Annotated in this window: 23 protein-coding genes; 10 read left to right on the top strand and 13 right to left on the bottom strand. The window is 37.6% G+C overall.

The window, feature by feature from the left end:
- The first annotated feature begins 54 nt into the window (after positions 1 to 54).
- From O0955_RS03660 to O0955_RS03630, 7 genes are all read left to right on the top strand, one after another.
- Entirely contained in the window at positions 55 to 1,113 is a 1,059-nt protein-coding gene (locus tag O0955_RS03660; RefSeq protein WP_269426164.1) for a hypothetical protein, read from the top strand.
- Between the two features lie 13 nt (positions 1,114 to 1,126).
- Positions 1,127 to 1,489 carry a preprotein translocase subunit SecG gene (gene secG, locus O0955_RS03655; RefSeq protein WP_269426163.1) on the top strand — a complete coding sequence of 121 codons (363 nt, stop codon included), beginning with the start codon at positions 1,127 to 1,129 and terminating at the stop codon, positions 1,487 to 1,489.
- A gap of 311 nt (positions 1,490 to 1,800) precedes the next feature.
- Positions 1,801 to 2,091, top strand: a complete 291-nt coding sequence (locus O0955_RS03650; protein WP_131539428.1) for a co-chaperone GroES — start codon at positions 1,801 to 1,803, stop codon at positions 2,089 to 2,091.
- 99 nt (positions 2,092 to 2,190) lie between these two features.
- Positions 2,191 to 3,828, top strand: coding sequence for a chaperonin GroEL (gene groL / locus O0955_RS03645; RefSeq protein ID WP_269426162.1), 1,638 nt, complete (start codon positions 2,191 to 2,193; stop codon positions 3,826 to 3,828).
- Positions 3,829 to 4,012: 184 nt separating this feature from the next.
- Complete coding sequence (locus O0955_RS03640; RefSeq protein WP_269426161.1) at positions 4,013 to 4,669, top strand: MgtC/SapB family protein; 657 nt, start codon at positions 4,013 to 4,015, stop codon at positions 4,667 to 4,669.
- Positions 4,670 to 4,793: 124 nt separating this feature from the next.
- Positions 4,794 to 6,221 carry an L-serine ammonia-lyase gene (locus O0955_RS03635; protein WP_269426160.1) on the top strand — a complete coding sequence of 476 codons (1,428 nt, stop codon included), beginning with the start codon at positions 4,794 to 4,796 and terminating at the stop codon, positions 6,219 to 6,221.
- A 114-nt stretch (positions 6,222 to 6,335) separates the two neighbouring features.
- Positions 6,336 to 7,529 (top strand): C1 family peptidase, encoded by a 1,194-nt coding sequence (locus O0955_RS03630; protein WP_269426159.1) that lies wholly within the window; start codon positions 6,336 to 6,338, stop codon positions 7,527 to 7,529.
- A gap of 75 nt (positions 7,530 to 7,604) precedes the next feature.
- Here the strand turns inward: O0955_RS03630 and O0955_RS03625 are convergent, their stop codons facing one another.
- The 7 genes from O0955_RS03625 to O0955_RS03595 all read right to left on the bottom strand — a co-directional run bounded on the left by O0955_RS03625 (position 7,605) and on the right by O0955_RS03595 (position 13,205).
- Positions 7,605 to 8,519, bottom strand: coding sequence for an AEC family transporter (locus O0955_RS03625; RefSeq protein ID WP_269426158.1), 915 nt, complete (start codon positions 8,517 to 8,519; stop codon positions 7,605 to 7,607).
- A gap of 231 nt (positions 8,520 to 8,750) precedes the next feature.
- A complete protein-coding gene (locus O0955_RS03620; RefSeq protein WP_269426157.1) occupies positions 8,751 to 9,983 on the bottom strand; it encodes a DEAD/DEAH box helicase in 1,233 nt (410 codons plus the stop codon).
- A gap of 209 nt (positions 9,984 to 10,192) precedes the next feature.
- Complete coding sequence (locus O0955_RS03615) at positions 10,193 to 10,642, bottom strand: Hsp20/alpha crystallin family protein (RefSeq protein WP_269426156.1); 450 nt, start codon at positions 10,640 to 10,642, stop codon at positions 10,193 to 10,195.
- A 197-nt stretch (positions 10,643 to 10,839) separates the two neighbouring features.
- Positions 10,840 to 11,106, bottom strand: coding sequence for a hypothetical protein (locus tag O0955_RS03610; RefSeq protein WP_269426155.1), 267 nt, complete (start codon positions 11,104 to 11,106; stop codon positions 10,840 to 10,842).
- Between the two features lie 150 nt (positions 11,107 to 11,256).
- Positions 11,257 to 11,610, bottom strand: coding sequence for a hypothetical protein (locus tag O0955_RS03605; protein ID WP_269426154.1), 354 nt, complete (start codon positions 11,608 to 11,610; stop codon positions 11,257 to 11,259).
- A gap of 10 nt (positions 11,611 to 11,620) precedes the next feature.
- A complete protein-coding gene (locus O0955_RS03600) occupies positions 11,621 to 12,172 on the bottom strand; it encodes an RNA polymerase sigma factor (protein WP_269426153.1) in 552 nt (183 codons plus the stop codon).
- Between the two features lie 262 nt (positions 12,173 to 12,434).
- Positions 12,435 to 13,205, bottom strand: coding sequence for a DUF4197 domain-containing protein (locus tag O0955_RS03595; RefSeq protein WP_269426152.1), 771 nt, complete (start codon positions 13,203 to 13,205; stop codon positions 12,435 to 12,437).
- A 216-nt stretch (positions 13,206 to 13,421) separates the two neighbouring features.
- Between O0955_RS03595 and O0955_RS03590 the strand changes: the two genes are divergently transcribed.
- The 3 genes from O0955_RS03590 (at position 13,422) to O0955_RS03580 (ending at position 15,966) form a co-directional block, all read left to right on the top strand.
- Complete coding sequence (locus O0955_RS03590; RefSeq protein ID WP_269426151.1) at positions 13,422 to 14,000, top strand: RNA polymerase sigma factor; 579 nt, start codon at positions 13,422 to 13,424, stop codon at positions 13,998 to 14,000.
- On the top strand, positions 13,993 to 15,267 hold the full coding sequence (locus tag O0955_RS03585; protein WP_269426150.1) for a carboxypeptidase regulatory-like domain-containing protein: 1,275 nt from the start codon (positions 13,993 to 13,995) through the stop codon (positions 15,265 to 15,267). Before O0955_RS03590 ends, O0955_RS03585 begins: the two co-directional genes overlap by 8 nt.
- A gap of 90 nt (positions 15,268 to 15,357) precedes the next feature.
- Entirely contained in the window at positions 15,358 to 15,966 is a 609-nt protein-coding gene (locus O0955_RS03580) for an FMN-binding negative transcriptional regulator (RefSeq protein WP_269426149.1), read from the top strand.
- A gap of 213 nt (positions 15,967 to 16,179) precedes the next feature.
- Here the strand turns inward: O0955_RS03580 and O0955_RS03575 are convergent, their stop codons facing one another.
- From O0955_RS03575 to O0955_RS03550, 6 genes are all read right to left on the bottom strand, one after another.
- Positions 16,180 to 17,190: an inorganic phosphate transporter gene (locus tag O0955_RS03575; protein WP_269426148.1), complete on the bottom strand. Its 1,011-nt coding sequence runs from the start codon at positions 17,188 to 17,190 to the stop codon at positions 16,180 to 16,182.
- Positions 17,191 to 17,202: 12 nt separating this feature from the next.
- Positions 17,203 to 17,844 (bottom strand): DUF47 domain-containing protein, encoded by a 642-nt coding sequence (locus tag O0955_RS03570; protein WP_269426147.1) that lies wholly within the window; start codon positions 17,842 to 17,844, stop codon positions 17,203 to 17,205.
- A gap of 270 nt (positions 17,845 to 18,114) precedes the next feature.
- On the bottom strand, positions 18,115 to 19,140 hold the full coding sequence (locus tag O0955_RS03565; RefSeq protein ID WP_269426146.1) for a sensor histidine kinase: 1,026 nt from the start codon (positions 19,138 to 19,140) through the stop codon (positions 18,115 to 18,117).
- Positions 19,141 to 19,173: 33 nt separating this feature from the next.
- Positions 19,174 to 19,938, bottom strand: coding sequence for a TIGR03915 family putative DNA repair protein (locus O0955_RS03560; RefSeq protein WP_269426145.1), 765 nt, complete (start codon positions 19,936 to 19,938; stop codon positions 19,174 to 19,176).
- Positions 19,939 to 19,992: 54 nt separating this feature from the next.
- Complete coding sequence (locus O0955_RS03555; RefSeq protein WP_269426144.1) at positions 19,993 to 21,249, bottom strand: putative DNA modification/repair radical SAM protein; 1,257 nt, start codon at positions 21,247 to 21,249, stop codon at positions 19,993 to 19,995.
- An 87-nt stretch (positions 21,250 to 21,336) separates the two neighbouring features.
- Entirely contained in the window at positions 21,337 to 21,981 is a 645-nt protein-coding gene (locus O0955_RS03550; protein WP_269426143.1) for an HD domain-containing protein, read from the bottom strand.
- Positions 21,982 to 22,038 lie beyond the last annotated feature (57 nt).

The raw sequence follows: 22,038 nt of genomic DNA, 5'->3' as shown, positions 1-22,038 counted from the left end.
AGAAACTTTTGGAAAAAACCACTTACATTTCTAACTTAGCAGCAAACCTCAATAATGGATAACAAACAGCTACTGGCAAATTTAATAGCAAAACCTGAAAAGGTAAGGCCGGAGCATGTGCCTATGTTGCAGGAAATGCTGGTGCAATATCCTTATGCACAGGTAATACATGTGCTTTTGGCTAAAGCCGATGCTCAGTTTATTTCCAAAGCTGCTTTATACAGCAACCGAAACATTTTATATTCCATTCTTCAAACTACTGCTGACAGCGATGTTTCAGAGCAGGAAGATATTTTGGTTGAAGAAAATAATGAAGAGGAGGTTTTTGAAGAAATAAGAGAACTTGATCAGGATATTATTGAGCCTTCGGTAGCTAAAACTGACCTCACTCGAAATATCCATATCGAAACACCCAACAATTTGCCGGGAACAGACCAGCATTTAATGGATAGTCCTCCTCTGGAAGATACGTTTGTAGAAAGTGTAGTGGCAACGGATTTCTTTGCTTTTGAACAAAAATTAAGCACAGATGTAATTGCTGAAGCACCGGAAATTGAAACGGTTGTACCAGATGAACCTGAAATAAATTTTGTTTCCAGGTACGATGACGATCAGCTTCCGTATACTTTTTTATGGTGGCTGGCCAAAACCCGCAAAGAGCATGAACAAATTTTTCAGCCTTATGCGCAACCAAAACCAGGTTTAGAAAAACAGCAACCACCTGTACAAAAACAAAGCGGAGGCGCTGAGTTTCAACAACAGTATGTAGAGCATATTTTTCACATTCAAACGCCATTTGAAGTTGCCGATCATTTAGCCGAATATCCAACAGCAGAACTGAAAGATGCAAAGGGAGCAGAGATTATTGATAAGTTTTTAAAAGAAGACCCAACCATTAAGCCACCTAAACCAGAGCAGATTGATAACGAAAATAAAGCCAAAAAGAGTGCAGAAGATCATTACGACCTTGTTTCGGAAACTTTAGCTAAAATTTATATCGAGCAAATGCTTTACCACAAAGCCATAGATACTTATAAAAAATTAAGTTTGAAATATCCAGAAAAAAGCCGTTACTTTGCCGACCTTATCCAATCTATAGAAAAGAAATTTTAAAATATATTTAACCATGATAACCTTTTTAATCATTTTATTAATTATTGTATGTGTAGCCTTGGGCTTATTTGTGTTGATACAAAATCCTAAAGGTGGTGGTTTGGCAACAGGCGGCGGCGGTAGCAATATGTTTGGCGTACAACGTACAGGCGATGTTTTAGAAAAAGGATCGTGGGTATTGTTAGCGGCAATTGTTGTATTAACCTTATCAATTACTACAATTGCTAAAACTGGCGGTTCTGCTGCGGTAGGTAATACTGAAATTCAGGAGCGTTTAAATAAAACACCTACACCATCTGCAATTGGTGGCGGTTCTTTAAACAACACTAAACCGGCAGCACCTGCTCCGGCAACAACAGATACAACTAAAAAATAATTATACCCAGTCGGTATTGAAAAGCTTTCCTCAAAAGGGAAAGCTTTTTTTGTTTAAACCCCAAAGTATATGCAGTTTCTGCAAATTTTGAGCAATCACTTATTCCAGGCGTAAACACTGATTTTGGTTGGTGCTGGCGAAAAACCAAAATCCTGCCTGCCAAGCTGACACCATTTTTTAATAAGATTCTTGGTTTGTTTATAAAATTGACAGTACAGGTGCAAATTTGTCCCTGAAAAGCACTTGGCATAAAATGTGTTAATTGTATGTTTAGTAAAAAACTCAAATCAAAATAAAAAATAATAAAAGTTATGGCGTTAAACCTTAAACCAATTGCTGGCAGTTCGAACAGAGTAATAGTGGAGCCGGCTGCGGCAGAAGAAAAAACTGCATCAGGTTTGTATATTCCTGATACTGCTAAAGAAAAACCATCTAAAGGAACTGTAGTTTCTGTTTCTGAAGAAGATTCTGAAGGAAAAAAACCAAGTGTTAAAGTTGGTGACGTAGTTTTATATGGTAAATACGGTGGTACAGAACTTCCTATCGAAGGTAAAGATTACTTAATTATGCGTGAAACTGATATTTACGCAATCGTTGGGTAAAAATCTAATGTTGTAACCTTAAACGTTGCAATAATATAAAGCGGAGGGTTGAAATGTTTCAGCTTTCCAACATGAAAACTTTAAAATAATTCCTTAAAAATGTCAAAACAAGTAAAATATAACGTAGAAGCTCGTGACGCCCTGAAAAGAGGTGTAGATATTCTTGCGAATGCAGTAAAAGTAACTTTAGGTCCAAAAGGACGTAACGTAATTATTGATAAAAAATTCGGTTCTCCAGCCATTACTAAGGATGGTGTTACAGTTGCTAAAGAAATCGAATTGAAAGATGCGGTTGAAAACATGGGTGCTCAAATGGTTAAAGAAGTAGCTTCAAAAACAGCCGATATTGCTGGTGATGGTACAACTACTGCAACCGTTTTAGCTCAGGCAATTATTACAACAGGTATTAAAAACGTTGCTGCCGGTGCAAATCCAATGGATTTAAAACGTGGTATCGACAAAGCAGTTGCTGCAGTTGTAGAAAACTTAAAATCTCAATCGCAGGCGGTTGGTGATGACAACAATAAAATTAAACAAGTTGCATCTATCTCAGCAAATAACGATGAGGTTATCGGCGCTTTAATTGCTGAAGCAATGAGCAAAGTTGGTAAAGATGGTGTTATTACTGTAGAAGAAGCAAAAGGTACTGAAACAGAAGTTAAAACTGTAGAAGGTATGCAATTTGACAGAGGTTATTTATCTCCGTATTTTGTAACCAATGCAGATAAAATGGAAGCTGAATTAGATAGCCCTTACATTTTAATCTACGACAAAAAAATCAGCAACATGAAAGAATTGTTGCCTGTTTTAGAAAAAACAGTTCAAACGGGTAAACCATTGGTGATCATTTCTGAAGATTTAGATGGTGAAGCTTTAGCTACATTAGTGGTTAACAAAATCCGTGGTTCATTGAAAGTTGTAGCGGTTAAAGCTCCGGGTTTTGGTGACAGAAGAAAAGCAATGTTAGAAGACATCGCAATTTTAACTGGTGGTATCGTTGTTTCAGAAGAAAGAGGTTACAAACTAGAAAACGCTGATTTAACTTATTTAGGTTCTGCTGAGAAAGTTGTTGTTGATAAAGACAATACAACAGTAATCAATGGTGCTGGTAATTCAGAAGATATTAAATCTCGTGTTAGTCAAATCAAAGCACAAATTGAAACCACTACATCTGATTACGATAAAGAAAAATTACAGGAGCGTTTAGCTAAATTAGCTGGCGGTGTTGCAGTTCTTTATGTTGGTGCAGCTAGTGAGGTTGAAATGAAAGAGAAAAAAGACCGTGTTGATGATGCTTTACATGCAACCCGTGCGGCTGTAGAAGAAGGTATCGTTGCAGGTGGTGGTGTTGCTTTCATCCGTGCGGTAGAAGCTTTAGCTAACCTTAAAGGTGCTAACGAAGATGAGAATACAGGTATTCAGATCATTCGCCGTGCTATTGAAGAACCATTACGTCAAATTTGTGAAAACGCAGGTATTGAAGGTTCTATCGTCGTTCAAAAAGTTAAAGAAGGTAAAGCCGATTTCGGTTATAATGCACGTACTGATGTTTACGAAAACTTAATTGGTGCGGGTGTTATCGATCCAACTAAAGTAAGTCGTGTAGCATTAGAAAACGCAGCTTCAATTGCAGCTATGTTATTAACAACAGAAGTTGTTTTAGCTGACGAACCAGAAGAAGGTGGTGCCTCATCAATGCCTCCAATGGGCGGCGGCGGTATGGGCGGTATGATGTAATTCGTACAACCTAACGGTTTATTATAAAATTATTCCCCTAAGGCCAAAGCTTTAGGGGAATTTTTGTTTTACAGCTGTTGGAGCATTTGCCGGTCGGCATTTTCTCTCTCCATTTTAAATTATCCGGATTAAATGGCGTAACATATCCTGATTTTTACTAATTTTCATAATCGATACAATTAATATGGAAAGTTTTTTCGAGAGCAGTCATTTTTTAACACAAACAGAAGTCAATAAATTTTTATTAGCCACCTTGCTTTGTGGATTAGTTGGTGCAGAGCGGGAGTATAGAAGTAAATCAGCCGGATTAAAAACCATGATAATGATTGGCCTGGGCTCAACACTTTTTACCATACTATCCATAAAAATTGGATTAACGAGTCACGATCGAATTGCCTCTAACATTGTAACCGGAATAGGTTTTTTGGGTGCAGGTGTTATTTTTAAAGAAGAAAACAGGGTTAAAGGTTTAACAACAGCTTGTGTAATCTGGATTGTTGCCGCCATTGGGATGGCCGTAGGGGCCGGCTTTTACGAGCAGGCTATTGGTGTAACTGCAGTGGTTTTGCTCGCCTTATTCACTTTCCCTTTTATTGAGGAAATTGGCGACAGAAGATTTACGAAACGTAATTACCGCATTGTAAAAAAACACGAACCTCATACTTTAAATGCTTACGAAGAACTTTTTATTCAATATAAATTAAAACCTCAACGCGGGAAACAGGAACTTGCAAACGGAATGATTACTGGAAACTGGACCGCTGTTGGCAAGCCAGCCAACCATCAAAAATTTGTTGAAAACATGCTCAAGGATAAAGACATTATCGAGTTTGATTTTTAAAACAACCCAATCCCGATTATTTTGTGAATTATACCCGCTAATAAAGATGCATTTCCTGAAAAACTATAGTAGCTTTGTATTTGTGCAAGGATTTTTGCAGATCCCGGCAGAAAAATTTAGTTAAATGATTAAGGAACAAATTTCAGTTTTTGATATTTTTAAAATTGGTATCGGCCCATCCAGTTCACATACATTAGGCCCCTGGAGAGCCGCTCAGCAATTTACATCTTCACTGCTTCAAAATAATCTGCTGAAAGAGGTAGAATGTATTAAAATTTTACTTTATGGCTCCCTGGCTAAAACCGGGAAAGGTCATGGCACCGATGTAGCCATTTTATTAGGTTTAACTGGTGCTGATCCGGTAACTTTTGATGTGGATGCAGTAACACCAACTTTTGAAAGTATCCAGAAAGAGAAAAAACTTAATCTTGCTGGAAGTCTGGAAATCAATTTTGATTATGATAACGACCTTCTTTTCTTATTTGCAGAAAGTTTACCTTATCACCCCAATGCGGTAACTTTTCAGGCTTTTTTAAAAAGCGGAAAAGCCATTTCCGAAACCTATTATTCTATTGGTGGCGGTTTTGTGGTAAAAGAAGGAGAGGACAATAGTAAAAAAGTACAGGTTGATTTACCATTTCCTGTAGAAAAAGCAAAAGACTTATTGCACTGGTGTTTATCTACAGGTTTAAAGGTAAGCGAGGTGGTGATGGAAAATGAACTGGCCTGGAGAACCGAAGCAGAAACCAAAAAAGGAATTTTGCAGCACTTTTATGTTATGCGTGATTGTATTTACCGGGGCTGCCACACAACTGGTTTTTTACCTGGAGGATTAAATGTAGCCAGAAGAGCATTTCCTTTAAATAAACGTTTAACAGGTAAAAGTGAATACCACGATTACGACAGCTGGATAACCGCCATAAGAAAGGGCGGAAACGGCTTTAATTATATTTTAGACTGGGTAAGTTGTTTTGCACTGGCCGTAAATGAAGAAAATGCTTCATTTGGCAGGGTAGTAACGGCCCCAACCAATGGTGCAGCAGGTGTAATTCCGGCTGTATTGCAATATTTTATTACCTTTTGCGATGGCTATTCTGAAGACAAAATTATCCAGTTTATTGCCTGCGCATCGGAAGTAGGAAGTATTTTCAAAAAAGGAGCGACAATATCAGCTGCTATGGGCGGTTGTCAGGCCGAAATAGGCGTATCGTCAGCCATGGCTGCAGCAGCTTTAACTGAATGTCTCGGAGGTTCGCAAAGACAAGTTTTAATGGCCGCAGAAATTGCCATGGAACATCATTTAGGCTTAACCTGCGATCCTATCGGAGGATTGGTTCAAATTCCATGCATTGAAAGAAATACCATGGGGGCTATTAAAGCCATCACAGCAAGTCAACTGGCCTTGCAAAGTAACCCCGACAAAGCAAAAGTGAGTTTGGATGCTGTTGTAAATACCATGTGGGAAACGGCTCTGGATATGAATGAAAAGTATAAAGAGACTTCAGATGGTGGTTTGGCAACTAATATTCCAATCAGTTTACCCGAATGTTAATGTAAACGCAATATTGTTGTAATAAGTAGGGCTGAAGCTGAATTATTATGGTCAAATCCCGTTCTGAATATTAACATTTTTATAACTTAGCCCGATCTTAATAAATTCATAAAAATGATCAAATACACAAAACTAAGTGTGGTTGGTTTGGCATTGTCGTTATCTGTAATGACAACATATGCACAAGACAACCTTGTAAATTCTTTAAAAAACAATCAAAGCGAAAACAGTAAGGATGCATTTAAATTTACGGATGTAATTAACCTTGCAAACACCCCCGTTAAAAATCAAGGTTCATCAGGTACCTGCTGGAGTTATTCTACCAACTCTTTTTTAGAGTCGGAAATGATTAAGGCAGGAAAAGAACCTGTAAACTTATCTCAGCTTTTTACAGCACGTAACGCTTATGTAGAAAAAGGAAAAAACTATGTACGCATGCATGGTGCGGTTACCTTAGGCGATGGCGGCGCTTTACATGATGTGATTAACATGTACAGAAAGTATGGTGCAGTACCGCAGGAGGTTTATACCGGCTTAAACTACGGTACTAAAATTAATAAAACAGCTGAGCTGGGCGATCTTGAAAAAGGTGTTTTAGATGCTGTTGTTAAAAATTCTAATGGCGAATTAACGCCAAACTGGATAAAAGCTTATACCGGTATTATCGACGCTTATTTAGGCGAAGTACCTGAAAACTTTACCTACAAAGGGAAAAAATATACTGCAAAAACTTTCGCCAATGAAGTGGTGGGCATCAACCCGGATAACTATGTAGAATTATCATCATTCAACGATCATCCTTTTTATACGAAGTTTACTTTGTTAGTGCCTGATAACTGGTCTTTCGATCAGGTTTATAACGTTCAGGTAAATGAATTAACCGATATCATTGATCATGCTTTAAAAGCTGGCTATACAGTTGCATGGGCAACGGATGTGAGCGAGAAATCTTTCAGTTACAAAAACGGTGTTGCTTACGTTCCTGAAACTCCTTTTGCAGAAATGACAGCAAAACAAAAAACAGAAATGTTTGACGGTCCGAAACCAGAAATGGAGATTACCCAGGAAAACCGTCAGCTGGCATTTGATAATTACCAGACCACCGATGATCATGGTATGCACATTGTTGGCGTAGCTAAAGATCAAAACGGTAAAGAATATTATATTGTTAAAAACTCATGGGGTGTAACCAATGATTATAAAGGTTATTTGTACGTAACTAAAAACTTTGTGAAATATAAAACTACGGCCATCTTATTGAATAAAGCAGGTATCCCTGGTGCTATTTCTAAGAAATTAGGTTTGTAAACCAAACTTGATTGAGTTTATAAAAAAGGGCTGCACATCATTTGTGCAGCCCTTTTTTATGTTAAATTTTCCGTTCTAAACTAATGCTGAATAATGGAGCACCAGCCACCATAGCCCTGTGGTTATAAAAGAAAGTAAAATCCCAATCCCCACCACGAGGTTTGATAATTTAGGATTAAGACTATATTGATCAGCAACAACGCCTGCGGTTAAAAGTGTAGGCATTGCCATTTCAAATATGGTTATTTTAGTAATGGTACCGTGCGTACCAAGCATAATGGCAATAAGAAGAATGGCTGCCGGGGCAAGAATTAATTTATAAAGTAAGGCTGTACTAATGTGTTTGATTTCGCCGTACCAGCCACCAAATTTTAATTGTAATCCAATCGAAAATAAAGCCAGCGGACCTACAGTACCTGCAAGTTTATCAAACATTGGATCAAAAGCAGAAAGATTAACGTATTTGGGTAAAATCAAGGCCAACACGCAACCAATAAGCGGCGGAAATGTTAATACTTTTTTTAAAACCAGTTTTGCACTTAGCTTTTGCGATTGTGAAGAGCGGATGGCAACAATAATTCCGATGGTTGACAATAAAGTAAAGGTAATCTGATCGCATATAATTGCAATGGCGAGTTCTTTTTCGCTAAAATAAGCTACAATTAAAGGAAAACCCACAAAAGAAGTATTACTTAAAGCGCTGGTTAATTTTAATCCTCCGGCCGTGGCTTTGCTCATTCCGCTATTAAATTTCTTATAAACGGTGATAAAAAGCCAGCCAAGCATCCAAACACCAATGGGTGCCAGGGCAGGAAAGAGCAGATCTTTGCTCCATTGTATGTGCGGTAAATATTTAAAGGATACCGCAGGGAGTGCAATGTAAATAATCCATGCATTAATGCCTTTATGTGCATCTTTGGGTAGTGTTTTACTTTTTCTGAAGAGAATACCGGCTAAAATACATAAGCCGATGAGGAAGAAATTTGCCATGATTGGGGCAAAGATAGGGATAAAAGAAAAATGCCAATAAGATTTCTCCTGTTGGCATTTATATACAAATTTCTGCCGGCTATTTTAAATGAGTCCTTAAAAACCAGCTCATTTCTCCGTGTGTTTCCATTAAACCGGTAATAAAATCACTTGTGCCGGCATCGCCGTACTCATTTGCAAAAATTACTCTTTTGTTAAATAATCAGTAAAGAATGATTAATAAAAACAGACTTAAACTTCGCCCGAAGGATTGGGTTTTTTCTTCTTATGCCAAACCTTTTTCTTACCATTTTTATTATGCTGAGGGCGTTTTTCCTCTACATGTGTAATTTCTATTGCTGCAATACTTTCTGGCAGAGGCATTCTGGGAACCTGCTTTTCAATTAGTTTTTCAATGTTATCAAACTTGCGTTTGTCCCGGCCGTTTACCAGTGTTATTGCGGTTCCTTTTGTTGCGGCTCTGGCCGTACGGCCAATCCGGTGTACATAGTCTGCCGGATCACCTGGAACATCGTAATTAATAACCAAATCAATCCCTTCAACATCAATGCCGCGGGATAAAACATCCGTTCCTATTAAAATGGGTAATCTTCTGTTTTTAAAAGCCAGTAAGATGTCTTCACGTTCTTTCTGACCTAAATCAGAGTGGAAAGCTTCCGCTTTAATGCCTAAACTTTTAAAGGTTTTGTAAAGCGCTTTAACTTTATCCTTTGTAGAAACAAAAATAATGCTGCTTTTATACTGATCGCTTTTAAAAATATCCGTTAATAAAGCTTGTTTTTGCTGATCGTGAATATTGTAAGCCTGCTGATCAATGCCTTCTGCAGGTTTAGCGATGGAAATGGTAATTTGCTTTGGCTCGTGTAAAATTCGTCCGGCCATAGTCCGTATTTTTGGAGCCATGGTAGCCGAAAACAAAAGTGTTTGCCTTTTTTTAGGCAGGTAACTGATGATGCGGATAATATCGTCATAGAAACCCATATCCAGCATTCTGTCGGCTTCATCTAAAATCAAATGCTGTAAATGTTCCAGCTTTAAAACACCCGACGATAAGTGCGCCATTAATCTGCCCGGAGTTGCAATAATGATATCCACACCTTCACGCATAGAACGTTTTTGCTGTTCGTATGCAATTCCATCACCACCACCATAAACGGCCAGGGAGCTGATGTTGGTGAAGTAAGCCAAAGCCTCAACCTGTAAATCGATTTGTTGGGCAAGCTCTCTTGTTGGTGCTAAAATTAATGTATTGTTGTGCCTGTTTTCCGCTCTGCTTATTTTATCCATTACCGGTAAAAGATAACTGGCCGTTTTTCCGGTTCCGGTTTGTGCACAGGCAATAATATCATGGTTATCTAAAATGACCGGAATAGCTTGTTCTTGTATAGGAGTAGCGCTTTTATACCCCATGGCCATTAAGCCTTCGTATAAATCGGGGTTGAAGTTAAAGTCGTTAAAATTCAATATGTTGTAATTTTTTTATTTCAACAAAAGTACCTCAAATTGTAGCCAATAGCAAGCTGTAAATTATTCAGCTGCGATTTTTAATTAAATAGGAACGCTTTAGTTTCAAAAAAAATCAAGATCTGTTAATGTTTAGTTTTTTTATTTGGTAAAAAGAGGGTGTATCAATATGTTTAATGATACACCCTCTTTGATATTTAAGGTATTGCTTAGTCGACCAAAATGTCTTTGGCAGGCGTGTTAGTCTCCGGATTTTTAGGTAAAGTTACCTTCAAAATTCCATCGGCATAAGTTACTGAAATGTTTTCGGTTAAAACCTTTGCATTTAAGGCAAAACCTCTTTCAAAAGCACCATTGGCATATTCTCTGCGGCTAAAAGTATTTGTTTCTTTATTTTCTTCAGCAGGTTTGTAGCTAATGGTTAAAACATCATTTTTGGTAACCACCTTTAAATTTTCTTTAATCAATGCCGGAGCATAAAGGTGGATGATGAAATGATCGTCATTTTCTTCAATATTTACCGGTACGCGACGAAAAGCCTCACCAAATCTACCTTCAAAATTTCTGCCATGACCATGTCCAAAGCGGCCGCCAAATCTGTGACCCCCGCGGCCACAACCTCTATTCATTCTATCTGTTTTAAATTGTTCGTTATACATGTTGTTTAATTTTAATTGTTATTTATTTAAGATCATTATCACTCCGATGTCCGTGAGAACAATTTGTGTGATAATGCTTGTTTTTAAAATCCAGTCTATCAGGATAGCCGTTTTGAACCGCTAATACATTTAGGCCATAAAAAGTTGCCGCTGCAGCAACAAGTGCCAATAGTCCTCTAAATATTCTCATCGCTTGATTAGTTTACGTTAACATTGCTGGTTATTCCGCTTCCCTGAATCTCTGGTTTGTACCACTGCCCGTCAATTGGAGTAATCCGCTGAAAATTATTTGGGTAATACCCTTCAAACTGGGTAGCAAAATATCTTCTTCGGCTTCTAAAAACCATTTTTATGGTTAACCCAATTACCGCAGCAATCAGAATAAACTTAAACACAAATGGTATAAAGAAAATGACTGCACCCAGTACAATCCCGAATCCTATAGCTTTTAATATCTTTTTCATCTTTCTTCTTGTTTAGTTAGGAAGACGAGTGATTTTTGATTTTACTTTAAATTTTTTATTTTTTTTAAACCGGGCATTTTTACTGCATACTAAAGCATTGACGGATAAAATTTGTCCAATAAAAAAGCCGGCTTTTTTGCCGGCTGCTCTTTATCTTGAATCTCTTTGGTTTCTTTGTTTGCAACGTTCTCTCCATTCTGAACGAAATTTAGCACGTTCATTAGGATTCATGTTGTGCCACTTTTCTCTCATGTATCTGCCGCCGCGACCAAAACCGGGCCGACCCTTACAACCACCACCCCGGCCAAAATTTCCAAATAAAATACGGCAAAGTACAAGCAAGCCAAGCGCTTGCCAATAATTTAGCTTTCCTGCGTGTGCCGCTTCCGGCAAAATCAGGTTCCATAAAAACATAACCACATACCCGAGTACCAGTGCAATAAGCACCGCTACAGGGAAAAAGAAAGCGAATTTCTTACCCCGATTAAAATTTCTATTCATCATGCCTGCAAATTTAATAGTTAATAAATTCCTGATATAAATTTTGTAAACGGTTACGCAGGTGTTTTACTGCATAACCTTTTCTGGATATTAATGTTTTAATGTTTTCACCGGTTTCGTCAGCAATTTCCTGAAATGTTCTTTCTTCAAGTTCATTTTGAATAAATACATACCGTTGATTTTCGGGCAGTTCGTCAAGGGCCACAAATAGCTGATCCCAAAATAACTTTTTCAATTCTTCGGTCTCTTCATTGCCCGCATCGGCCAATAAAATCTCTCTGAAATTAATTTCGCCGTCTTCATCTTCGTAACTCAAATCCTCCAGCAGTTCATCCTGTTTTTTTCTGTATTTGTCTGTTATCTTATTCCGGGCTACCCGATATAACCATCCACTAATCTGCTCAATTGCACTCGTTTCCGGCTGATTGCTTAACTGGTACCACACATCCTGCAAAATATCTTCCGCATCCTCATCCGTATTTACCCGGCCACGGATAAAACTGAACAGGCGTTTGCCATAATTGGCAACCGTTAAAATGATATTTTGAGGTTCGTTTGTTGGCACTATTTATTGTTTATAAACCAGTAAACGGATGGAACTCAATATTACTTTAAATTTTCTTCTTTTTTTTCGAAAAGCATTTCCCGAAGTGTCTGCTACAACAAACACTGCCCGCATAGTTAGGGGTGCTTCGTGCCTCAGCACGACAGCCTATTTATAAAGTTGCTGTATTTGATAAGCTGCAATTTTACAAAATACTTTTAAACAAAAAAGATCCGGAACTTATAGAATCCGGATCTCCTCTGTTTTATGATAAAATATCGACTTAAATCTTTTTCTTGTCCGCGTAACCAAATACCTTTTGAAGTAAAGAAGTACTGCGTGAACCCAGGTTTCCTCTTATTTTAAGTTCTTCCTGAGCAACTTCTATAAATAAACCGTCAATTGCTTTTTGCGTAACATACTCACTTAAATTTGTGTTAACCGGTTTTACCAGCGGCAGGCGATTGTATTGTGAAGTTAAATCGCTGTAATACTTCGTTGCGTTTACTTTACTTAAGCTGGTTGAAACGATAGGACTAAATTTTTGCATTAACTGCGATGTGGTTACTCTTTTAAAATATTCCGTAGCTGCATCATTATTTCCTAAAAGGATATTTGTTGCATCCGTTAACGTCATTTGTTTAATGGCCGATACAAAAATAGGTTTTGCTTCTTTCGCTGCATCTTCAGCTGCACGGTTCAGGCTGGTAATTACATTGTCGCAAAGCGAATTTAAACCAAGTCCTCTTAATGTTTTTTCTACTTTCTGTGCTTCAGGTGGCATTAAAATTTTAACGGCAAGGTTGCCTAAAAAGCCATCTTTGGCAGACAGCCTGTCTGCACCTGCAGAAACGCCAAGTTCCAGTGCCTGTTTTATTCCCTGGCCAATTTCTAAAGTTGATGGCGTGCCCAGGCTTGATGAGGCAGTAGTTGTTGTAGTGGTTTGCTTGCCCGTAACCTTTTTAAACAAGTCGCTTAATTTTGTTTGACTTTGTGCATTCAGGCTGCAAACTAACGTTAGTGCCAATGATGCTAAAATAGTAGTACTCTTCATTTTGTGTGTTTAATTATGTTTAGCAAAAGCGCTGCCATAAATTATATTTTCGCATTCTTCGCTAAAATATTGGACTTTGCTCCAAATTAATCTTTACCGGTAAATTAGAGTGCAGTAAGTTATCAGGGTTTAATTAGCCTAATAATTTAGTTTATGTCTCATCACTCAAAAATATTTTTTATACTTGAAGATAATTCGCTTTAGCTACCCGATTTTTTGAAGTTTATAAAAAATACAGCTGGGAATAACCAGCAAGATGATGCAAAATTGATTGCCGAGTATAAAAATACCGACAATTTAAATGCATTGGGTAAACTTTATAATAAATACATGCATTTGGTTTTTGGGGTTTGTTTCAATTATTTTAAAGATGAGGAGCAAAGCAAAGATGCCGTAATGCATATTTTTGAAGAACTGGTTACCAAACTCAAAAACCATGAGGTGCAAAACTTTAAAAGTTGGCTGCATGTTTTAACGCGTAACCATTGTTTAATGGCGATCAGGAAATCGGCGAAGCAAAATAACGTTTCTTTAGATGATACATTTGTGGAAAACAGTGAGTTTGTGCATCTTGATATCGACAACACAAAAGAAACACAGCTTACCATAATGGAAAAGTGTATGGAAACTTTACCTGAAGAACAGCGAAAAAGTGTAGATTTATTTTATCTGCAGGAGAAATGTTATAAAGAAGTAGCCGATATTACTGGCTACGACATACTTAAAGTAAAAAGCTACATCCAAAATGGAAAGCGAAATTTGAAGATTTGTATAGAGAAAAATAGTAGTGAGTAACGATTGGTTAGATATTGATGTTCTGGAAGATTACCTGGATGGTAAACTTGATGCTAAAGCTATGCACTTTGTAGAGCGACAAGCATTGGAAGATCCTTTTGTGGCTGAAGCCCTTGAAGGCTTGCGCCAATCTCCAAAAAGAAAGCAAACCCTCTCTATTCTTCAAAAGCAACTTCATGATCGCACTGCCGCTAAACCTGTAAAACGCAGACTTTGGGGCATTACCACACAAAGATTAAGTATTGCAGCAACTGCAACTGTAGCCTTTATTACAGTGAGTATTTTATTTTTTATGCGTGAAATTAATCACCGTAATGAAGTTGCACTGCGAAAAACAAATGGTGTAATCGTTAATCTGGATACAAATACAGCTATAGCCGCAAACAAACCTAAAGCGGAGGCAGAAACTGCAGATAAACAAGAAGGGGCTAAATCTGCCTTAATTGATAGCGCCATTGAAGAGGCAAAAACAAATAATTTAGCAAAAAATAACAAGCCCTTAAGCAGTCCTGTTCTTATGGATGAGTCTATTTCTGCTCCATTAAAGAAAAGCAAGGTGGTAAGCGAGGCTGCAACCAAAAGTGCGGAAGAATTTTCTGCGCCAGAAGCAAGAGTTGCAACAGCGCCGGCAATGATTTCCAATAGAGCGGTTTATAGTGGTACCGTTAGTGCTGAAGGGAATGGCCTACCCGTTTCAGGTGCTATTGTTAAAGTAGCGGGTACTAAAAGCGAAGCCAAAACCGATGCCAATGGTAATTTTTATTTACCTGTGGATAGCAGTCTGAAAAACAGGGATCTTGTCGTTAGAGCTGAAGGGTATAAAGAAGCGGAAGTATCGAATGTTAAAGATCCAAATGCCATACGAATTGCATTAAGTGGTGATTTATCTTTAAGTCAGATTGCAGCTATGACCGGATCCAATGGCAGAGAAAATAAATCGATACCTGCTAAAAAGGTTGTTTTAAGAGGTAGCCCGGCTTTGGATTCTAAATCTTCTAAAGAAATTACGGTACCTGTTCCCGTTTCGACGGTTAATTACGACGATTATTTGAAATATAATAACAAGTTATATAATCCAAAAGGTCCGGAACAATATGTTACCTTAAGTTTTATAGTTCGGAAATCAGGACGGCCGGCTTCCATAAAAATCCTGAAAGGCTTAAATAAAGACGCAGATGCAGAAGCAAAGCGGCTGGTTGAAGAAGGACCGGACTGGGTGTTGCCAAAAAATGGAACCGATACTGCGGAGTTAAAAATTAAGTTCTAAATCTCGTTCCAGCCTGGCGAAAACCAATCTCCAGGTGTATTTATTTATCATTCTATAGCCAAATTAATTTTGGTTAAAACATATTCTTTTATGTACAAGTTACCACATTTCACTACCGAAAACCAGGATGATATTCTGGATTTTATGCATAAAAACTCTTTCGTTACCCTAATTGGATTTGACGGTGAATTTCCAGTTGCTACCCAAGTTCCTGTTAAAACAGTAATTGAGGGCGATAAAATTAAGCTGATTGGCCATGTGATGACCAAAACAAACCATTGCAAAGCTTTTGAACAAAATCCGAATGTACTGGCCGTTTTTTCTGGTGCGCATGCTTATATCAGCGCTTCCGTTTATGAAAACCCAGCTGTCGCATCTACGTGGAATTATAAAACGGTGCAGGCCAAAGGAACTATCAGACTGATGTCTCCGGCAGAAACTTATCAGGTTATCAAAGATTTAACAAATCATTATGAAAATCCGGAAACAAGTCCTGCGGCATTTAATAAGATGGACGAAAGCTATATCCAAAAGCATTTAAAAGCGATCACAGGATTTGAGATTTTGGTTTCCCATCTGGATAATGTTTTTAAAATGAGCCAGAATCATTCAGCTAAGAACCAGGAAGCCATTATTGAAAATTTAGAACGTAGTGATGATGTAATGGCGCAAGCCGTTGCAAAGGAAATGAAGAAATAGGGTCTTCATAAACCTCATTTCGAGCCAGAACAAAGCAATATATTTGTCATGCTGACGATGGGAAGCATCTGAGAGGATGAAATAAGAGTGCTGGCTGTAACGAGATCCTTCGAGCTTCTGGATGATAAGATCTCTCCGCTATTTCTTAATCCGTTATAAAACAAAAAAGGCCAAAGTTTTAAAACTTTGGCCTTTTCAATATTTTAGTAACTTCTATCTGAAGTAATAAATTAAGCCATAAATAATTGCAGCTAATGTCGCCGATACCGGGATCGTTAAAATCCAGGCCCATATTAAGTTAATGGTTACCCCCCAACGTACAGCAGAAACACTTTTTACTAAACCTACCCCTACAATTGAACCTGTAATGGTATGCGTGGTAGAAACGGGAATTGCGAAATGTTCAGTAATACCTAAAGTAACTGCACCAGCGGTTTCAGCCGCAACACCTTCTAAAGCTGTTACCTTCGTAATTTTTGATCCCATTGTTTTTACAATTTTCCAGCCACCACTCATAGTTCCTAATGAAATTGCAGAATAACAGGCTACAGGAACCCAACCCGGCATAGATTCGAAGTTTGGAATTACTTTGGCCGCAATTAAAGCTGTGGCAATAATACCCATTACCTTTTGTGCATCGTTACCTCCATGGAAGAAACTTAAAGCAGCAGATGATAAAAGCTGAAGACGTTTAAACCATTTCTCTGCCGTTGCAGGTTTTGCATTCCGGCAAATATTAATAATGATTAAAGTGATAACAACCGAAATAACCATACCGATTACCGGAGCCAATACAATAAAGGAAACAATTTTAATTACATAACCCATATTAACGGCATCTACCGGACTAGCGCCTGTAAGCAGGGCATGTGTCATACCCGCACCAGCAAACCCACCAATCAGTGTGTGCGATGAACTTGAAGGAATGCCATACCACCAGGTTAATAAGTTCCAGATAATTGCAGCAATTAATCCGGCAAGAATAACTTCTAAAGTAATGTAACTCTCAATTACGGTTTTAGCAACCGTATTTGCCACTTTATGGTCTGTAAAATAGAAATAAGCAGCAAAATTGAAAATAGCGGCCCATAAAACAGCCTGAAAAGGCGTAAGTACTTTTGTAGAAACAACTGTTGCAATCGAGTTGGCGGCATCGTGAAAGCCATTAATGTAATCGAAAGCAATAGCCAGTATTACAACAACAACCAATAAGGTAGTTACCATGTTTATTTTTTATTAAGCGTTTTTAACAAGGATAGTTTCAAGTACATTCGCAACATCTTCACACTTATCGGTCGCTTTTTCTATCGTTTGTAAAACCTCTTTATGTTTAATTAGTTCAATTGCATTAGTCTCGTACTCAAACAAACGGGCTACGGCTAAAGTAAATACGTAATCAGCCTGATTTTCTCCGCTGTTAATGCGGATACAAGCATCAGCAATAACACGGATGTTTTTGAAACTGCGTAGCTCTTTAATAGCCTTATCGATATCAGTACACATTTCTACCAAAAGCTCAGCAATTTTTACAATCGGTTCGCTTATTGCATTCATGTTGTACATCTGCATGCGGTTAGCCGTGCCATAAATATAATCAGCAACATCATCAACAGCAGTTGCCAATTGGTGAATGTCCTCTCTGTCAAACGGAGTAATAAAGTTCTTACTTAATTCAAGAAAGATAGAATGCGTAATGTCATCGCCAACATGCTCTAAGCGTTCAATTTCTTTAAAAATTGTTTTTCTGCTCTCCGGATCCGCAGTGCTCACCATTTCTAAAAGTGCTTCTGAAATTTTAAGTGCATTGCTACCGGCCTGTTCGAAAAGCGGATGGAACTTTCTATCTTGTGGGGTAAAGAACTTGAAAATATTGTTCATCTTAATTTATAATATGTTGCAAAGCTACAAGCTCAATGTTAAGTTAATGTTAAGTTATAAATTATATTAAGGAATTAATTTAGTCTTAATGCTTTATCAAGCTGATTTATAAGGGTTAAGTCTTTTTAATGGGGATTTAGGAAAACCAGAGTCAGTCGTTTTTCGGGAACAGCAGTCCCGCTAACCGCTATAACTCCGGTTTTTTCTACCGGAGTTATAGCGGGTTTATAAATTTAAAGGTTGCTAATGGCATAAAATTTCATTGCCGGGTTACCCACCTTTTTGTAGTGTAAAGGCGAATGTTGTACCTATTCCTGGTGTACTGCGTACAGAAATAGTTTGCTGGTGGGCCTCCAGAATATGTTTTACAATGGCCAAACCAAGCCCTGTTCCGCCAACTTCTCTTGCACGGTGGGTATCAATCCGATAAAAACGTTCAAATAAGCGTGTAAGGTGCTTTTCCTCAATACCAATACCATTATCGGTTACTTCAATTAAAAATTGATCGTGCAATTCGAAAATCTTAATTGCTGTTTCACCGTTTTCTATGCCGTATTTAATGCTGTTTACAATTAAATTAATTAATACCTGACGGATTTTTTCCCGATCGGCACTAACCATAGTCGGCCCCGAATATTTATCTTTAAAAAACAGGTTGATTTTTTTGGATTGCGCCCGGTCTTCCAGGTAGTCCATTACTTCTTTAGCAAGGTGTACAAAATCAAATTTCTGATAATGAATAGGAGACTCTCCGGTTTCCAGTTTTGAAATTACATCCAGGTCATTAATTAAATAACTTAACCTTTCTACATTGTTGCCTGCTTTCTTTAAAAAAATTACAGCTTGTTCAGGATCGTCAACCACACAATCCTGCAAAGTTTCAATGTAACCCTGAATGGCAAAAAGAGGTGTTTTAAATTCGTGGGATACATTAGAAAGAAATTCTCTTCTAAATTGTTCCTGTTTTTTTAATAAGTCGATTTCCTTTTTCTTGGCTCCGGCCCATTCTTTTACTTCCTGTTCTACATCATTAATCGGATCAGAACTTACATATTCTCCGAGTGCTTCTTTTAAGTCTTTTCCAAGTTTAAGGTTGTGAATCAGCTTATAAATGAGCTTAATTTTAGTATAAATATATTTTTCAATCAGGTAGTAAAAAACAATAAAACTGGTAATAAAGGAAATGCCAAAAGAGATGAGCAAATAATACCAGCTTCCCTGAAAGTGGAAATTAACCAGTCCGATTGAAAGGCCAACCGCAAGAGCCGTAAATAAAACCAGCACACTTAATTTCATGCTGCAATTTAAGAGTTTTATGTTAATGGAATGTTAACTCGATTGCTTTTCGGTCAAATATTTCCAATACCGTTTGGGTACATGCTGCAAGTGAAGTTTAGTGTTTTTACGGGCAATAATATTGGCGCTTTTGAAATAATCTTTCCATAAAACAGCGTAGAGTTCTTCTTTCTCATCCATAAAAACTGCATCCGGATTTTTCTTGTTCATCTGATCTGTAAAACTCATGGTCACCTCTTCAACCTCTTTTAAGTTATAATAAAGACCATATTTACGTTTTAAATCATAGATAATCCATTGCTGATCAGCATAACGATTCTTAAAATGGATCAAAATTAAGGGCAGAACATTAAAATCAGGATCAATGGCCGAATAAAATATGCTGTCGCTGGTTTTTTGGAAACGTATAAAAGCTTCCATGCGGTGTTTTTCCCTTTCTACACTTTTAGCATATTTAGAAAGGGCCATTACGTGTTCATTTCCATAATTACTTTCGGCGCCGGGTGCATTTTTAAAAGTATATAAACAAAAGTGGAAAAGGTGATTATAAGCTGCCGGAATTTCTGATAAGTAACTGCAATAGAATTTACGCAGCCATTCCTGATTAACTTTTTTCCTGAGCCCTGCCCAAACCCGGTCGGCCTTTTGATGATCGGTTATTACGGTAAAAGATTCTGCAAAAGCTTCGGGCTGAAAAATTTCGATAGACTTGAGTACAACTTTTCCCGGCTTGCGTTCAAACCATTCAAAAACCGCAGTTAAAAGTCCAGGCATGGAGCCATCGAAAATATACGTCATTGTTTATCCCTTTTGTTGTGCTAGCTACTGTTGAGATTAAAACATAAACAGGGTTTAAAATAAAATCAACTGATTGCTGTCTGTTTTTAAGTATTTACTCTGGCTTTCCGCTAAAATAAAAGCCTTAATTTGTGTACCCTGATAATCTTTTAATTGATATGGACTGTCTGCGCAAATCATAAAATACCTGGCCCGGTTATAGGCAACACCAATTTTTTTCAGCTGATCTATTCTTAATTTCCCAAACTTCCGGGCTTGTACAATTTTTTTTGCTGACATTACGCCAATGCCAGGGATACGAAGAATCATAGCATAATCCGCTTTATTAATGTCCACCGGGAAATGTTGCATATTGCGGATGGCCCAGCTTAATTTAGGATCAATATCCACATCCAGATTAGGATTGGCATCGTTTAAAATTTCCTGAACCTTAAATCCATAAAAACGCATTAACCAATCCGTTTGGTAAAGTCTGTTTTCTCTTAAAAGTGGCGGCTGAGTACCTAATATTGGCATTCGGCTGTCGTTGCTTATAGGTACATAACCCGAATAATAAACTCGTTTCAAAGAAAATTTTTTGTAAAAGGCATTTGCCGTATACATCACTTCTTTATCGCTTTCGGGTGTTGCGCCAATAACCATTTGAGTACTCTGGCCGGCAGGCACAAATTTTGGAATGTGTTTGATTAACTTTTTATCTGCAGCAAACTGAACGATATTATTCTGAACAAAACTTAAAGGTTTGATTACATCAGCATGGCTCTTTTCGGGTGCAAGTAATTTTAAGCCAGCTTCTGTAGGCATCTCCAAATTAATACTCATCCGGTCGGCGTACAAACCGGCTTCCTTTATCAGTTCATCACTTGCCCCGGGGATTGTTTTTAAATGAATATAGCCATTATAGCGCTGTTCTAATCTTAATTTTTTGACAACCAGAAGCAGGCGCTCCATTGTAAAATCAGCATTTTTAAATATTCCAGAACTTAGAAATAAGCCTTCTATATAATTACGGCGGTAAAAATTCATGGTCAGTTCCACCACTTCATCTACCGTAAAAGCAGCACGTTTTACATCATTGCTTTTGCGGGATACACAGAAAGCGCAATCATAAATGCAATGATTGGTTAAAAGAATTTTAAGCAAAGAAACGCAACGTCCATCTTCCGTATATGTGTGGCAAATGCCCGAAGCATGGCTATCGCCTAATCCTTTGTTATCATTTTTACGGGTACCACCACTTGATGAGCAGGAAACATCATATTTTGCAGCGTCGGCCAGAATATTTAATTTTTCACGGATTCGATCAAACATAGCTTTTATTTGCTAACAAAAGTAGCGAATAAAAGCTAAAAAAATTAGTAAAATAGCACTAAAGGTATTCCTGAGGAGAATACTTGGTTAGTTGCCTTCCCATTCTTTGTAAAATTGATCCAGGTATTGCAACATAAAATCATGTCTTTCTTTAGCTATAGCTTTACCTGCATCAGTATTCATCATATCCTTTAACAACAGTAGTTTTTCGTAAAAGTGATTTATAGTAGGAGCGGTGGTATTTTTATAGCTTTCTTTTGACAGATGTTGCTCGGGTTTGATGGCCGGGTCATATAAAACTCTGTTTTTAAACCCCCCGTAAGTAAATGCCCGGGCAATTCCGATAGCGCCAATAGCATCTAACCGATCTGCATCCTGTACAATCTGCATTTCTTTAGAAGTAAAGGCGGCTCCGTCAAAACTATTTTTGAATGACATATTCTGAATAATCAGCTTTACATGTTTAATGGTTTCCTCCTCAACCTGTATAGAGTTTAAGAAATCTTCGGCAATTTTTGGGCCTAATTCTTCATCTCCATTGTTAAATTTTGGATCGGCAATATCATGCAGCAAAGCCGCAAAAGCAACCACCAATTCGTCACCTTTTTCTTTCTCATTAATGTTCAAAGCGGTTTTGTAAACACGTTCGATATGAAACCAATCGTGTCCTGCTTCTGCATTTTCGAGTGTTTTTTTTACAAAAGTAATGGTGCTTTTTAAGGTATCCTGCATAGTTCAAAGTTTAAAAATCAAAGATATTGAAATTATATACAGTGAAATAAAAGGATT

This window comes from Pedobacter punctiformis (assembly GCF_027213715.1).
Classification (GTDB): domain Bacteria; phylum Bacteroidota; class Bacteroidia; order Sphingobacteriales; family Sphingobacteriaceae; genus Pedobacter; species Pedobacter punctiformis.
This window is presented reverse-complemented; position numbering and strand designations above follow the sequence as displayed.

What these genes read in the sequence shown, in the direction of transcription:
- O0955_RS03660 (WP_269426164.1), top strand. Translation starts at nt 55, where the DNA reads ATGGATAACAAACAGCTACTGGCAAATTTAATAGCAAAACCTGAAAAG.
- secG (WP_269426163.1), top strand. Translation starts at nt 1,127, where the DNA reads ATGATAACCTTTTTAATCATTTTATTAATTATTGTATGTGTAGCCTTG.
- O0955_RS03650 (WP_131539428.1), top strand. Translation starts at nt 1,801, where the DNA reads ATGGCGTTAAACCTTAAACCAATTGCTGGCAGTTCGAACAGAGTAATA.
- groL (WP_269426162.1), top strand. Translation starts at nt 2,191, where the DNA reads ATGTCAAAACAAGTAAAATATAACGTAGAAGCTCGTGACGCCCTGAAA.
- O0955_RS03640 (WP_269426161.1), top strand. Translation starts at nt 4,013, where the DNA reads ATGGAAAGTTTTTTCGAGAGCAGTCATTTTTTAACACAAACAGAAGTC.
- O0955_RS03635 (WP_269426160.1), top strand. Translation starts at nt 4,794, where the DNA reads ATGATTAAGGAACAAATTTCAGTTTTTGATATTTTTAAAATTGGTATC.
- O0955_RS03630 (WP_269426159.1), top strand. Translation starts at nt 6,336, where the DNA reads ATGATCAAATACACAAAACTAAGTGTGGTTGGTTTGGCATTGTCGTTA.
- O0955_RS03625 (WP_269426158.1), bottom strand. Translation starts at nt 8,519, where the DNA reads ATGGCAAATTTCTTCCTCATCGGCTTATGTATTTTAGCCGGTATTCTC.
- O0955_RS03615 (WP_269426156.1), bottom strand. Translation starts at nt 10,642, where the DNA reads ATGTATAACGAACAATTTAAAACAGATAGAATGAATAGAGGTTGTGGC.
- O0955_RS03610 (WP_269426155.1), bottom strand. Translation starts at nt 11,106, where the DNA reads ATGAAAAAGATATTAAAAGCTATAGGATTCGGGATTGTACTGGGTGCA.
- O0955_RS03605 (WP_269426154.1), bottom strand. Translation starts at nt 11,610, where the DNA reads ATGATGAATAGAAATTTTAATCGGGGTAAGAAATTCGCTTTCTTTTTC.
- O0955_RS03595 (WP_269426152.1), bottom strand. Translation starts at nt 13,205, where the DNA reads ATGAAGAGTACTACTATTTTAGCATCATTGGCACTAACGTTAGTTTGC.
- O0955_RS03580 (WP_269426149.1), top strand. Translation starts at nt 15,358, where the DNA reads ATGTACAAGTTACCACATTTCACTACCGAAAACCAGGATGATATTCTG.
- O0955_RS03575 (WP_269426148.1), bottom strand. Translation starts at nt 17,190, where the DNA reads ATGGTAACTACCTTATTGGTTGTTGTTGTAATACTGGCTATTGCTTTC.
- O0955_RS03570 (WP_269426147.1), bottom strand. Translation starts at nt 17,844, where the DNA reads ATGAACAATATTTTCAAGTTCTTTACCCCACAAGATAGAAAGTTCCAT.
- O0955_RS03565 (WP_269426146.1), bottom strand. Translation starts at nt 19,140, where the DNA reads ATGAAATTAAGTGTGCTGGTTTTATTTACGGCTCTTGCGGTTGGCCTT.
- O0955_RS03560 (WP_269426145.1), bottom strand. Translation starts at nt 19,938, where the DNA reads ATGACGTATATTTTCGATGGCTCCATGCCTGGACTTTTAACTGCGGTT.
- O0955_RS03555 (WP_269426144.1), bottom strand. Translation starts at nt 21,249, where the DNA reads ATGTTTGATCGAATCCGTGAAAAATTAAATATTCTGGCCGACGCTGCA.
- O0955_RS03550 (WP_269426143.1), bottom strand. Translation starts at nt 21,981, where the DNA reads ATGCAGGATACCTTAAAAAGCACCATTACTTTTGTAAAAAAAACACTC.